The sequence below is a fragment of the Mediterraneibacter glycyrrhizinilyticus genome (assembly GCF_015560805.1).
Classification (GTDB): Bacteria; Bacillota; Clostridia; order Lachnospirales; family Lachnospiraceae; genus Schaedlerella; species Schaedlerella glycyrrhizinilytica_A.
The window spans coordinates 100,303-114,269 of record NZ_JADMSO010000005.1; the positions used below are offsets into that span (position 1 = coordinate 100,303).

The 13,967-nt window shown below is 47.6% G+C and carries 8 protein-coding genes; 4 read left to right on the forward strand and 4 right to left on the reverse strand.

What is annotated here, in order from left to right; all coding sequences use genetic code 11:
• Window positions 1-13 precede the first annotated feature (13 nt).
• Window positions 14-3,730 (forward strand): DNA-directed RNA polymerase subunit beta', encoded by a 3,717-nt coding sequence (gene rpoC / locus I2H87_RS06775; protein WP_009266684.1) that lies wholly within the window; start codon window positions 14-16, stop codon window positions 3,728-3,730.
• Window positions 3,731-4,210: 480 nt separating this feature from the next.
• Complete coding sequence (locus I2H87_RS06780) at window positions 4,211-6,193, forward strand: sodium-translocating pyrophosphatase (protein WP_009266683.1); 1,983 nt, start codon at window positions 4,211-4,213, stop codon at window positions 6,191-6,193.
• A 257-nt stretch (window positions 6,194-6,450) separates the two neighbouring features.
• Here I2H87_RS06780 and I2H87_RS06785 read toward each other — a convergent pair whose 3' ends face one another.
• The 4 genes from I2H87_RS06785 to murC form a co-directional block, all read right to left on the reverse strand.
• Window positions 6,451-7,635 (reverse strand): ribose-phosphate pyrophosphokinase, encoded by a 1,185-nt coding sequence (locus I2H87_RS06785; RefSeq protein WP_009266682.1) that lies wholly within the window; start codon window positions 7,633-7,635, stop codon window positions 6,451-6,453.
• Entirely contained in the window at window positions 7,635-8,633 is a 999-nt protein-coding gene (locus tag I2H87_RS06790; protein WP_195609573.1) for an ATP-binding protein, read from the reverse strand. Before I2H87_RS06790 ends, I2H87_RS06785 begins: the two co-directional genes overlap by 1 nt.
• A gap of 12 nt (window positions 8,634-8,645) precedes the next feature.
• The gene (locus tag I2H87_RS06795) at window positions 8,646-9,809 is read right to left on the reverse strand and encodes a DnaD domain protein (protein WP_195609574.1); all 1,164 of its coding nucleotides are present in this window, start codon (window positions 9,807-9,809) and stop codon (window positions 8,646-8,648) included.
• A 141-nt stretch (window positions 9,810-9,950) separates the two neighbouring features.
• Window positions 9,951-11,327, reverse strand: coding sequence for a UDP-N-acetylmuramate--L-alanine ligase (gene murC / locus I2H87_RS06800; protein ID WP_195609575.1), 1,377 nt, complete (start codon window positions 11,325-11,327; stop codon window positions 9,951-9,953).
• Between the two features lie 205 nt (window positions 11,328-11,532).
• On the opposite strand from murC, the gene I2H87_RS06805 reads away from it, so the two are divergent.
• Complete coding sequence (locus tag I2H87_RS06805; RefSeq protein WP_195609576.1) at window positions 11,533-12,807, forward strand: glucose-1-phosphate adenylyltransferase; 1,275 nt, start codon at window positions 11,533-11,535, stop codon at window positions 12,805-12,807.
• Complete coding sequence (glgD, locus tag I2H87_RS06810) at window positions 12,804-13,922, forward strand: glucose-1-phosphate adenylyltransferase subunit GlgD (protein WP_195609577.1); 1,119 nt, start codon at window positions 12,804-12,806, stop codon at window positions 13,920-13,922. Before I2H87_RS06805 ends, glgD begins: the two co-directional genes overlap by 4 nt.
• Window positions 13,923-13,967: the final 45 nt, after the last annotated feature.

The window sequence follows — 13,967 nt, forward strand, 5'->3', positions numbered from 1 at the left end:
AGGAGCCAACTTTATGCCAAATAATAATGAACAACAATATCAGCCGTTAACATTTGATGCAATCAAAATCGGTCTGGCTTCACCGGAGAAGATCATGGAGTGGTCAAGAGGCGAGGTTACCAAGCCGGAGACCATTAACTATAGAACATTGAAACCAGAGAAAGACGGTCTGTTCTGTGAAAAGATTTTCGGACCGAGCAAGGACTGGGAGTGTCACTGTGGAAAATATAAAAAGATCCGCTACAAAGGCGTTGTCTGCGACCGTTGTGGCGTAGAAGTGACCAAAGCGAGTGTGCGCCGTGAACGTATGGGGCACATCGCATTGGCTGCTCCGGTTTCCCATATCTGGTATTTCAAAGGCATCCCGAGCCGTATGGGACTGATCCTGGACATTTCTCCGAGAACTCTGGAGAGAGTGCTTTACTTTGCATCTTATATCGTGCTGGATAAGGGAGAGACTTCCCTCCAGTACAAACAGGTGCTTTCCGAAGCAGAGTATCAGGAAGAAAGAGAAAAATGGGGCAAATCTTTCCGTGTAGGAATGGGTGCCGAAGCAATTCAGGAACTTCTTCAGGCGATTGATCTGGAAAAAGAGTATGCAGAACTTCAGGCAGCTCTTGAAAATGCAAGCGGACAGAAGCGCGCAAGAATCGTAAAACGTCTGGAAGTTGTGGAAGCATTCCGTGAATCCGGAAACAAACCGGAGTGGATGATCTTAAATGCTATCCCGGTTATCCCGCCGGATCTGCGTCCGATGGTACAGCTTGACGGAGGTCGTTTCGCAACTTCCGACTTGAATGACCTGTACAGAAGAATCATCAACCGTAACAACCGTCTGAAAAGACTGCTGGAACTCGGCGCGCCGGATATCATCGTGCGCAACGAGAAGCGTATGCTTCAGGAGGCGGTTGACGCATTGATCGACAACGGACGCCGTGGTCGTCCGGTAACGGGACCAGGAAACAGAGCACTGAAATCTCTGTCCGATATGCTGAAAGGTAAGTCCGGACGTTTCCGTCAGAACCTGCTTGGTAAGCGTGTTGACTATTCCGGACGTTCGGTTATCGTCGTAGGACCGGAGCTGAAGATTTACCAGTGTGGTCTGCCGAAAGAGATGGCGATCGAGTTGTTTAAACCATTTGTTATGAAAGAACTCGTTGCCAACGGAACTGCGCACAATATCAAAAATGCAAAGAAAATGGTCGAGAGACTGCAGCCGGAAGTTTGGGACGTTCTCGAAGAAGTGATCAAAGAACATCCGGTTATGCTGAACCGTGCCCCCACACTGCACCGACTTGGTATTCAGGCATTTGAGCCGATCCTGGTAGAGGGTAAAGCGATCAAGCTGCATCCGCTCGTATGTACCGCATACAATGCCGATTTCGACGGAGACCAGATGGCGGTCCATGTGCCGCTTTCCGTGGAAGCACAGGCAGAGTGCCGTTTCCTGTTGCTCTCTCCGAACAACTTGCTGAAACCGTCTGACGGTGGTCCGGTAGCCGTTCCGTCTCAGGATATGGTACTTGGTATCTATTACCTGACTCAGGAGAGACCGGGAGTCAAAGGTGAGGGAATGTTTTTCAAGAGTGTAAGTGAAGCGATCCTTGCTTATGAGAACGGATTTATCACACTGCACTCTAAGATCAAAGTCCGCGTGACAAAGACGATGCCGGACGGAAGCGAGAAGACAGGGACGATCGATGCAACATTGGGACGTCTCCTGTTCAATGAGATCATCCCGCAGGATCTTGGATTTGTAGATCGTGAGATCGAGGGTAATGAACTGAAACTGGAAGTTGATTTCCACGTTGGAAAGAAACAGTTGAAACAGATCCTCGAAAAAGTAATCAATACACACGGCGCAACACAGACAGCGGAAGTTCTGGATGATGTTAAAGCGATCGGATATAAATATTCCACAAGAGCTGCGATGACCGTATCTATTTCCGACATGACCGTACCGCCGCAGAAACCGCAGATGATCCAGGAAGCGCAGGATACCGTGGATAAGATCACAAAGAACTACAAACGTGGTCTGATCACAGAGGAAGAGCGTTACAAAGAAGTTGTAGAGACTTGGAAGAACACCGATGATAAGCTGACAGAGGCGTTGCTTTCCGGTCTGGACAAATATAACAACATCTTCATGATGGCGGATTCCGGAGCCCGTGGTTCCGACAAACAGATCAAACAGCTTGCAGGTATGCGTGGATTGATGGCGGATACGACCGGTCGTACGATCGAGTTGCCGATCAAGTCCAACTTCCGTGAGGGTCTGGACGTATTGGAGTACTTCATGTCCGCCCATGGAGCGCGTAAAGGTCTGTCCGATACCGCGCTTCGTACCGCCGATTCCGGTTACCTGACAAGACGTCTCGTAGACGTTTCCCAGGAGCTGATCATTCACGACAGCGACTGTGTGGAGGGTACAGGAAAAGAGATTCCGGGAATGTATGTCAAAGCATTCATGGACGGAAACGAAGAGATCGAGAGTCTGCAGGAGCGTATTACAGGACGCTTCTCCTGTGAGGACATCAAAGATAAAGAGGGCAATGTTATTGTCAAAGCAAATCACATGATCACACCGAAGCGTGCCGAGAAAGTGATGAAGAACGGTGTGGATGTGAACGGAAATCCGCTTGAGAAAGTGAAGATCCGTACGATCCTGACCTGTAAATGTAAAAACGGCGTATGCTCCAAGTGCTACGGTGCCAACATGGCGACCGGAGAAGCGGTTCAGGTCGGAGAGGCTGTCGGAATCATTGCCGCACAGTCCATCGGAGAGCCGGGTACACAGCTGACCATGCGTACGTTCCATACCGGTGGAGTTGCCGGTGACGATATCACACAGGGTCTTCCTCGTGTCGAGGAGTTGTTTGAGGCGAGAAAGCCGAAAGGACTTGCGATCATCACAGAATTTGCAGGAACTGCGACTCTGAGCGATACAAAGAAGAAACGTGAAGTAATCGTGACGAATGACCAGACAGGCGAGTCCAAGGCTTACCTGATCCCGTACGGTTCCAGAATCAAAGTCCGTGACGGACAGGTGCTGGAGGCCGGAGATGAGCTGACAGAGGGTAGTGTAAATCCGCACGACATCCTGAAGATCAAAGGTCTTCGTGCCGCACAGGATTACCTGCTCAGAGAAGTACAGCGTGTATACCGCCTGCAGGGTGTTGAGATCAACGATAAGCATATCGAGGTCATTGTACGTCAGATGCTGAAGAAGATCCGCATCGAAGAAAAGGGAGACAGCGAATTTCTTCCGGGCAGCATGGCAAATGTGCTGGAATTCAACGAGGTCAATGAAATGCTTGAAGAAGAGGGCAAAGAGCCGGCAACCGGAGAGCAGATCATGCTCGGTATCACGAAAGCCGCACTTGCTACGGATTCATTCCTCTCCGCAGCATCATTCCAGGAGACAACAAAGGTTCTGACAGAAGCTGCGATCAAAGGAAAAGTCGATCACCTGATCGGTCTGAAAGAAAATGTCCTGATCGGAAAACATATTCCGGCAGGTACAGGTATGAAGAAGTACCGCGACGTACATTTGAATACCGAACTGAAGACAGAAGAAGAGGCTGAACTGGACGATGAAGATCTTCTTGCACTGGATATGGAGCAGGGAGAACTGGAAGCGGCAGTGGAAGAAGCGGATGTTGCCGAAGCAGAAATGGAAGCAGCGGATGCGGTAGAAGCCGACGCAGAGGAAACTGTGACAGAAGAATAAATATTTTCGACAGTATCAGCCGGAAAAGTACGGACGTTGTTCCATCGGTGATCACTCACCGATGGCAGCGTCCGTTTTTATGTAAAAAACAGGAATGGGAAAAAATACAAATCAATGGGAAGTTCCGGGATAGTTTGTGCGTGCGCATAAAAAAACGGTTGAAAGTTGCGGAACTTTTGGACATTTTCATATCAAAAAATAAACTTACTGAATAAGATGTGCATCTAAACATTCATTAGTATACCTAAAAAATATTTAGATAAAGAAATAAAAGCTAGAAAATAAGGCATAGATAAAATATAAAGAAAGAAGAGAAAAGAATAAATGCAAGAAATAAAATAACTACTTGCAAAATGAAAGAACAAAAGGTATAATAAGAATCAGTTGAGGAAGCTTGGTCTGACGACTGAGCTTTTTTCGGCACTTGTATGAATGATTCATACAGTGGGATTATTTTTTACAATTTAGGAGGATGGAGACATGGAAAAGTGGATGTTTCTTGTTCCGGCGGCGGCAGTGATCGCATTGTTGTTTGCCGTGTATCTGGCGAATAAAGTCAGCCGCCAGAGTGTAGGAACAGACAGAATGAAAGAAATTTCTGGTGCGATCGCCGAAGGTGCGCGGGCATTTTTAACAGCAGAGTACAAGATTCTGATTATCTTCGTTGCGGTACTTTTTGTACTGATCGGAATCGGGATCGGAAGCTGGGTAACAGCAGTTTGCTTTGTGATCGGCGCATTGTTCTCAACGATCGCAGGATACTGTGGTATGACAGTGGCAACAAAGGCGAATGTCAGAACAGCGAATGCGGCAAGAGAGAGCGGAATGAATAAGGCGCTTTCGATTGCATTTTCAGGCGGAGCGGTTATGGGAATGTGTGTAGCCGGTCTCGGAGCGCTTGGTGTGAGCCTTGTATACATATTAACGAAGAATGTAGACGTTCTTTCCGGATTCAGCCTGGGAGCTTCTTCTATCGCGCTGTTTGCCCGTGTAGGCGGCGGTATTTATACAAAAGCAGCGGATGTAGGGGCTGACCTGGTAGGTAAAGTAGAAGCGGGAATCCCGGAAGATGATCCGCGTAACCCGGCGGTTATCGCTGACAATGTCGGAGATAATGTCGGAGATGTTGCGGGTATGGGAGCAGACTTGTTTGAGTCTTATGTAGGTTCTTTGGTATCTGCATTGACTCTAGGTGCGGTAGGCGCTGCTGTTTCGGGCGTGCTTTATCCGCTGGCAATCGCAGCGATCGGACTGATTGCATCGATCATCGCAACATTTTTCGTAAAAGGCGGAGAGAACGCAAATCCGCAGAAAGCATTGACAAAGGGAAGTTATGTATCCGCAGGACTTGTGATCATCGCGTCGATCGTATTGAGCCAGGTATTATTCGGCGATATGAGAGCTGCGATCGCGGTGATCGCGGGACTGGTAGTCGGTGTGATCATCGGAAATGTAACAGAGTATTATACGTCTGCAGATTACAAACCGGTTAAGAAGATCGGCGCACAGTCCGAGACCGGACCGGCGACGACGATCATCAGTGGTATTGCAGTTGGTATGCAGTCTACAGCGATCCCGCTGCTTCTGATCTGCGTGGGAATCTTTATTGCATTCCAGGCAAACGGTCTGTACGGAATCGCGCTTGCAGCAGTAGGTATGCTTTCCACAACAGGTATCACCGTTGCGGTTGACGCATATGGTCCGATCGCAGATAATGCGGGTGGTATTGCGGAAATGTCCGGACTGGATGATTCGGTTCGTGAGATCACAGATAAACTGGACTCCGTAGGAAATACAACCGCAGCGATGGGAAAAGGATTCGCGATCGGTTCCGCAGCATTGACTGCCCTTGCATTGTTCGTATCTTATGCGGAAGCGGTAGATCTGGATGCGATCAATCTGTTGGATTACAAAGTGATCATCGGTATTTTCATCGGTGGTATGCTGACATTTTTATTCTCTGCATTTACAATGGATTCTGTGTCCAAAGCAGCTTATAAGATGATCGAGGAAGTAAGACGTCAGTTCCGTGAGAAACCGGGCATCATGAAAGGTACTGAGAAACCGGATTATACATCATGTGTAGCCATCTCTACAACCGCAGCTCTTCACGAAATGCTGCTTCCGGGTCTGATGGCAGTGATCGTTCCGGTGCTTGTCGGAGTGGTACTCGGCGTGGACGCTTTGGGCGGACTGCTTGCGGGCGCACTTGTAACAGGCGTTCTGATGGCGATTTTCATGTCCAACGCAGGCGGAGCATGGGATAATGCGAAGAAATATATCGAGACAGGAGCACACGGCGGAAAGGGAAGCGAAGCTCACAAAGCTGCCGTCGTAGGAGATACGGTCGGAGATCCGTTCAAAGATACCTCAGGACCGTCGATCAACATCCTGATCAAATTAATGACAATCGTATCACTGGTATTTGCACCGCTCTTCCTTTCAATCGGAGGACTTCTGTAAAATATCGGTATTAATTGAACTAAGTGCATACGGGAGGGGATATCTTCTCCCACAAAAGGAAGAACTGTCGCTTCAACGATTTAGAAAATGATCGTGAAGCGGCAGTTTCCTTTTGTTAGAAAATATGTAAGTAAAGAAAAAATACGAATCTCCCGAAGAAGTTCAAGTATTAAAAATACTGATTTCTACGGGGGATTCGTATTTTAAGATTTAGAGCCTAAAAATCGGTATTAACTGATAGCCCCTTATGGATGTCTTTAAACTTCCTCGCCGTTTTTGTAGCGATTGAGGACGTTCTGAATACGTTCGCTCGGATTCAGAATGCTGCTGATCGATCCGTCGTGATTCAGAGTGTCGATCAGAAGTGCGATATATTTGCTCATATCACAGTTGATATAGTAAGGTTTCGACAAAAGATCTGGCGTCTGGTAGATCAGGTTGGTTGTCAGGATACCGTCGATGATACCATCCTCGTACGCCTGATCAAACTGATCCATACCGTTCGTGAACAGACCGAATGTAGCGGCAGCGAAAATACGTTTCGCTTTGCGCTTTTTCAGCTGTTTGGCAACATCAAGGATACTTTCTCCGGAAGAGATCATATCGTCGATGATGATCACATCTTTTCCATCTACGGAAGTTCCGAGGAATTCGTGGGCAACGATCGGGTTTCTTCCGTTGACGATGCGTGTGTAATCACGGCGTTTGTAGAACATACCCATATCCAGTCCGAGGACGTTTGCCAGATAGATCGCACGCGCGGTCGCCCCCTCGTCCGGGCTGATCACCATCATGTGCTCGCTGTCAAACTGAAGATCTTTGTAGGTACGCATCAGTCCGCGGGTAAACTGGTAAGCCGGGGAGACCGTCTCAAATCCGCTCAGCGGGATCGCATTCTGGACACGTGGGTCATGGGCGTCAAAAGTGATGATGTTGTCAACGCCCATACGGACCAGTTCCTGAAGCGCCAGTGCACAGTCGAGTGATTCACGGCTGCTGCGTTTGTGCTGACGACTTTCGTATAAAAATGGCATGATCACATTGATACGGCGTCCCTTTCCTCCGACAGAGGCGATGATACGCTTCAGATTCTGGAAGTGATCATCCGGTGACATATGGTTGGTATTGCCTGTCATTTGATAAGTTACGCTGTAATTGAGTACATCCACCAAAAGATATAAATCTTTTCCGCGGACAGATTCCGTGAGAATACCTTTTGCCTCACCGGAACCGAAACGCGGAACTTTTGCTCCGATAATATAGTTATCCTTTACATAACCGTTGAAAGCTACATCGTCCTTGTATTGATGTGCACTTTCCTGTCTCCATTTTACGAGGTAATCATTTACTTTCGCTCCCAGTTCCTCACATCCTGTGAGCGGGATCAGTCCCAGTGCTCCTACCGGAATATTCTCCAAGTTTCGATCGCTTCTTCGCAGCATTATTGCTCCTCCTTGTGTAAAAGTTTTTTCTTGATCCGAATATCATCTCCGATGATCTTCAGCATGATATAGTTGCTTGTGATTCTGGAAAATGACCGCTCCGTGTAAAGATCAGCCAGTGAATCCAGAGATAAATTAGTTGAGATAACCGTTGATCTCCTGCTTAACAGCCGTTCGTTGAGGCAGGAGAAAAGCTGGGATGCGATAAACGCATTCGTATATTCGGTTCCCAGATCGTCGATGATCAGCAGGTCGCAGTCAAAAATAGACTCGTACATATTCTGTGCATCGACATCATTTTTGTCAAATGTATGATGCGCCAGTGTGTTAAAAAAGGATGGCGCAGAAAAATACAGGACAGAAAAACCTTGTTCGATCAGATCGCGAGCAATACAGTTGGAGAGAAATGTCTTTCCTACACCCACATCTCCATAGAGGAACAGGTTTTTGTGTTCTGTTTCAAAAGTCTTTACAAAATTAAGACAGATCCGGTGTGCTTCGCGCATCACATCTCTGGCAGAACGACCGGAACGCGGGTCTTTGAAGTTCTCGGAATAATAATCCAGAGAGAATGTATCGAAATTCTCATAGCGGAGAACTCCTGCCAGATTCGACTGACTGTAAAGCAGATCGGAGACCGCTTTTTTGAAGCAGCGGCACTTCTTGTTATCAATGTAGCCTGTATCTTTGCAGAGGCTGCATTCATACTGCGGTTCCAGATAATCATCAGGAAATCCTGCAGATTTCAGAAGCGCTTTCTTACGTTCCCTAAGGATCGCTAGCTCTTCGTGGAGTGAATCCACCGCATGGTCATCTCCGTTTAAAAGCTGTTTTCCGCGCCGGATGGACAGATCGGAGATTGATTCGTCCAAAGTACGAAATTCCGGAAGCACCCGACAGACTTCTTCATAATGACTGTTCAGAAGATCATGACTTCTCAGTTGTTTTTGCTCATAACTTCTCATGATTGCCTGATATTGTGAATTCTTCAATCCCACGAAAATACTCCTTTAATTGCTGTTTAATAAACGTTCTTCCAATGAATCCATATCATAAGAGCGGCGGTCAAAATTGTTCAGATTCCGCGCTGCCGGTTTTACACGGGAAACAGCGGCGCTTCGGCTGCGTTCTTTCTGGAATGCAGCATCCAGAGCTGCGATGTCCTGGATCTTCCTCACCTGCCGGCTGCGCCATTTCTGCAGGATCGAGTCTGTATACTCGAAACTCGGCTGATGTGTCGCAGAGATCGTACGATTGCAGGCTTCCAGAATAATGTCGAGTGTGAAACCGAATTCTTCGGACCACTTCTTGATATAGGCAAGTTCCGCTTCTCCCGGAGCACGGTTCTTCAGACCGAAAGCGTTCATGACAGCATAACAGTTCTTGTTATAGTTTACAGAACGTTGCCGTGCTTCTGCGACAGTGCGGACTCCGTCATCAAACCAGGAAAGAGCGACTTTCTGGATGTAGCGGATGCTCTTATGCCCGTTCTCCACACAGGATTCGATCAGATATTCGATCAGGTCTGCGGACATTCCGAGCGTGTCATAGAAATAGGTGATCGCATCCATGTCGGTCTTGGTCAATGTCTTTCCTAAATATTGTTCCGCAATGAAGAGCAGAGATTTCAGTTCTTTCTGTGCACGGAAAGAATCCAGCGGAATCGGCTGGGCAACCGGAGTCTGTACGGGAACTGCCGAAACGGCAGCGCTCGGAGCAGCTATATCTGAAATCGGGGCGTCCGATGCGGAAACATCCGGCATAAATGATGCAGCGGAGGAAATCTCCTCGCCCGGCAGAGCCTCTAAACTCTTTCCTCCTCCCGGTCCCGGTGTAGTCGGCGTGTCCGGTGGTGTCGGATGAGAGAGCGGCACACAGATCGTCTTCTCAAGAGAAAGACCGATGATCTGGTCGTCTGCATCCTTTTCCAGACTTAAAAGCCCTTCAGATTCCCAATATCTGAAGGCCCTTAAGATGTCCTTTTCCGTATTGTCCAGGCTGTCCGCGATCGTTGAGATCGTAAGCTGGGAATATGGATCGTCCAGATGTCTTAATAAAAAGAGATAGACTTTCACAAATTCTCCGTTCGCTTTACTCATATAATGGTCGATAAAATCATTGGCCACCAGCGTCGCGTTGACTTGGTATTTATTCTTTAAAATCAATGTCTTCATGTGATCTTCCCCACTTAATACTCTTAAAATCCCCTTTGGCGTAAGCGTATTATAGCACCGAAAACGAAAGGGAAAAAGCATTTTTTCGGGGAACGGGCGGTTTTTTTGTAGATAACTCTATGTGGAAAGTGTGGATAACTTCTATTTAAGAAGATCTTCCCCAATGTTTACAACATCTCCGGCTCCCATAGTTATCAACAAATCTCCTGAAGCACATTGCTCGCCCAGAAAGTGTTCGATCTCCTCGAAGCTGGAAAAATAGTGTGCGTCGGTCCCGAGACGGGCAGCTTCCTCGGCAAGATCTTTGGAAGAGATCCCAAGTGTATCTGTCTCCCGCGCCGCGAAAATATCTGCCAGAACAAGATGGTCGGCATGGGAAAGCGCTTCGGCGAACTCGTGGAAAAATGCTTTTGTCCGGGTGTAAGTATGCGGCTGGAATACACACCACAGTTCGTTGTGCGGATAGTGTTTGGCAGCCTGCAGTGTGGCGGCGATCTCCGTCGGATGGTGGGCATAATCGTCAATGATGATCACGCCGTCCTTTGTTCCTTTATATTCGAAACGGCGGTCGGTCCCGGTGAAAGAGAGCAGCCCTTTCCGGGTCGTCTCAAGCGGGATCTCGAGAAGATCTGCCGTGGCGATCGATGCCAGCGCATTGGAAACATTGTGTCTGCCCGGAACGGATAATGTGATATGTCCGGCAGGCTCTCCGTGGCGCAGCAGGTCGAATGACGCGCAGCCTTTCTCATCGAACGCGATATTTTCAGCGCTGTAATCGAAATCCTTGGAAAAACCATAGGTTATGATACGACAGGAAAGTCCGTCATAAATTTCCGGATAGTTGTCGATCTCTCCGTTGATCACCAGTGTTCCGTCGTCAGGAAGCAGGGCTGCAAACTGATGGAACGAATGACGGATGTCTTCTAAGTCTTTGAAAAAATCCAGATGATCCGCTTCGATATTCAGAATGATCCCGATCTTCGGGAAGAAGTTCAAAAAGCTGTTCGTATATTCACATGCTTCGGTAATGAATGTTTCTGATTTTCCCACGCGGATATTTCCGCCGATCGCTTTTAAGATACCGCCGACGGAAATGGTCGGATCCAGATCAGCCTCCAGAAGCACATGGGAGATCATAGAGGTTGTGGTCGTCTTTCCGTGCGTACCGGAAACGGCGATCGGTGTATCATAATTCTTCATCAGCTGACCGAGCAGTTCGGCGCGGGTCAGCATCGGAATCTTCTTGGCAACCGCTTCGATCAGTTCCGCATTGTCGCGGCGGATCGCGGCAGTATAAACGACGCAGTCGATACCATCAATAATATTGGAAGCTTTCTGCCCATAAAAAATGTGGGCGCCCATTTCTTCGAGTTTCTTTGTCAGAGGTGATTCTTTTGCGTCTGATCCGGAAACCGTGAATCCTTCTTCCAGCAGGATCTCGGCGAGTCCGCTCATGCTGATGCCGCCGATTCCGATGAAATGGATATGGATCGGTTTGTTGAAATCAATCTTATACATGAATAAATCCCTTCTTTTTTTGTGTTGGGGTCATAAATTCCCTTAGTCCTTTATATTATACTATATATAGAGAAAAATTAAAGTGAATCTTTTTGTTCATAGTCAACAAAAAGAAGAAAAATCTATGTTAAAAATTGTGAAAAATGTTCACAAAAAGAAAAAGTATGGTATAATGTAAGCAATTAACTTGAAATGGGGTGACAACATGATGAAGAAAGAGATGATTGCCATGCTTCTCGCAGGAGGACAAGGCAGCCGGCTCGGTGTTCTGACAGCAAAGGTGGCGAAGCCGGCGGTTGCATTTGGCGGGAAGTATCGGATCATTGATTTCCCGCTCAGCAACTGTATCAACTCGGGGATCGATACCGTAGGCGTTCTGACACAGTATCAGCCATTGCGTCTGAATACGCATATCGGAATCGGGATCCCGTGGGATCTGGACCGGAATGTGGGAGGTGTTTCGATTCTTCCGCCGTACGAGAAAAGCTCCAACAGCGAATGGTACACCGGAACGGCGAATGCGATCTATCAGAATCTGGATTATATGGAACAGTATAATCCGGATTATGTGCTGATCCTGTCGGGAGATCATATTTATAAGATGGATTACGAGGTAATGCTTGATTTCCATAAAGCAAATAAAGCGGATGTCACGATCGCGGCGATGCCGGTTCCGATCGAGGAAGCCAGTCGGTTCGGGATCGTCGTGACGGATTCTGACAGCAAGATCAGTGAATTTGAGGAGAAGCCGGAGCATCCGAGCAGTAATCTGGCATCGATGGGAATTTACATTTTCAACTGGTCGGTTTTGAAAGAGGCACTGATCCGGCTGAAAGACCAGCCGAACTGCGATTTCGGAAAGCACATCATTCCGTACTGCCACAGCAAAGGGGACAGGCTGTTTGCATATGAGTACAACGGCTATTGGAAAGATGTGGGAACGCTCAGTTCTTATTGGGAAGCGAATATGGAGCTGATCGATATCATTCCGGAGTTCAATCTTTACGAAGAATTTTGGAAGATTTATACCAACAGTGCAAATCTGCCCCCGCAGTATATTTCGGACCGGGCAGTTGTTGACCGCTGTATCATCAGCAACGGCACGGAGATTTACGGGGAAGTACATAGTTCCGTGCTCGGAGCAGGCGTGACGATAGGCGAAGGAAGCGTGATCCGTGATTCGATCATCATGCGGGATGTGGAGATCGGTAAGAACTGCGTGATCGAAAAAGCGATCATCGCGGAGAATACAAAGATCGGGGACAACGTAACGATCGGAATCGGTGCGGATGTTCCGAACCGGATGAAGCCGAATATTTACAACGGCAGACTGGCGACGATCGGAGAGAATTCCGTCGTGCCGTCCGGAGTACAGATCGGAAAGAATACTGCGATCAGCGGAGTGACAGCGGAAGAGGACTATGCCGGCGGAGTGCTTGCAAGCGGAGAGACATTGATAAAGGCAGGTGAGAGGGTATGAGAGCAGTAGGTTTGATCCTCGCAGGGGGAAGTACAAAGCGGATGCAGCAGCTGACGGACCGCAGAGCGGCGGCAGCGATGCCGATTGCATCCAGTTACCGGGCAATCGATTTTGCACTGAGTAATATGACGAATTCGCATATCCAGCGTGTAGCTGTACTGACGCAGTACAATGCCCGTTCGTTAAACGAACATCTCAATTCTTCAAAATGGTGGGATTTCGGGCGAAAGCAGGGCGGTTTGTATGTGTTTACACCGACGATTACCGTGGACAACGGATACTGGTACCGCGGAACGGCAGATGCGATCTATCAGAATCTGGATTTTTTGAAACGGTGTCATGAGCCGTATGTGATTATTACATCCGCGGATGCGGTGTACAAGCTGGATTATAATAAAGTATTGGAATATCATATCGCCAAAAAAGCGGACATTACCGTTGTTGTAAAAGATATGGAACCGAATGAGGATGTGACGAGGTTCGGAACGGTGCGGATGAACGAGTCTGCCCGGATCGAAGAATTTGAGGAAAAACCGATGGTCGCAAAGTCTCATACGGTCTCAACCGGAATTTATGTGATCCGCAGAAGACAGTTGATCGATCTGATCGAGCACAGCGCCGAAGAAGAGCGGTACGATTTTGTCAACGATATTTTGATCCGTTATAAGAATCTGAAAAAGATTTACGGATATAAGATCCATAATTACTGGAGCAATATTTCCACAGTGGATTCCTACTACAAGACCAATATGGATTTCCTGAAATCGGATGTGCGGAACTATTTCTTTAAAGAACTTCCGGCAGTGTATTCCAAGGTAAGCGACCAGCCGCCGGCAAAATATAATCCGGGTGCGGTCGTGAAAAACAGTCTGGTAGGAAGCGGAAGCATCATCAACGGAACTGTGGAGAATTCAGTTCTTTTCAAGAAAGTGTTTGTTGGAAATAACTGTGTTATAAAGAATTCGATCATTTTGAATGACGTATATCTCGGAGATAATACCTATATTGAGAACTGCATTGTGGAAAGCAGAGATACGATCCGCGCCAATACAAGACATGTCGGTGAAGAGGGCGTCAAAGTGGTTGTAGAGAAGAACGAGAGATATACCTTATAGAGCACTCCTTAAGGGGGAGGGCGGACAGCGAAAGGAGACAGGACA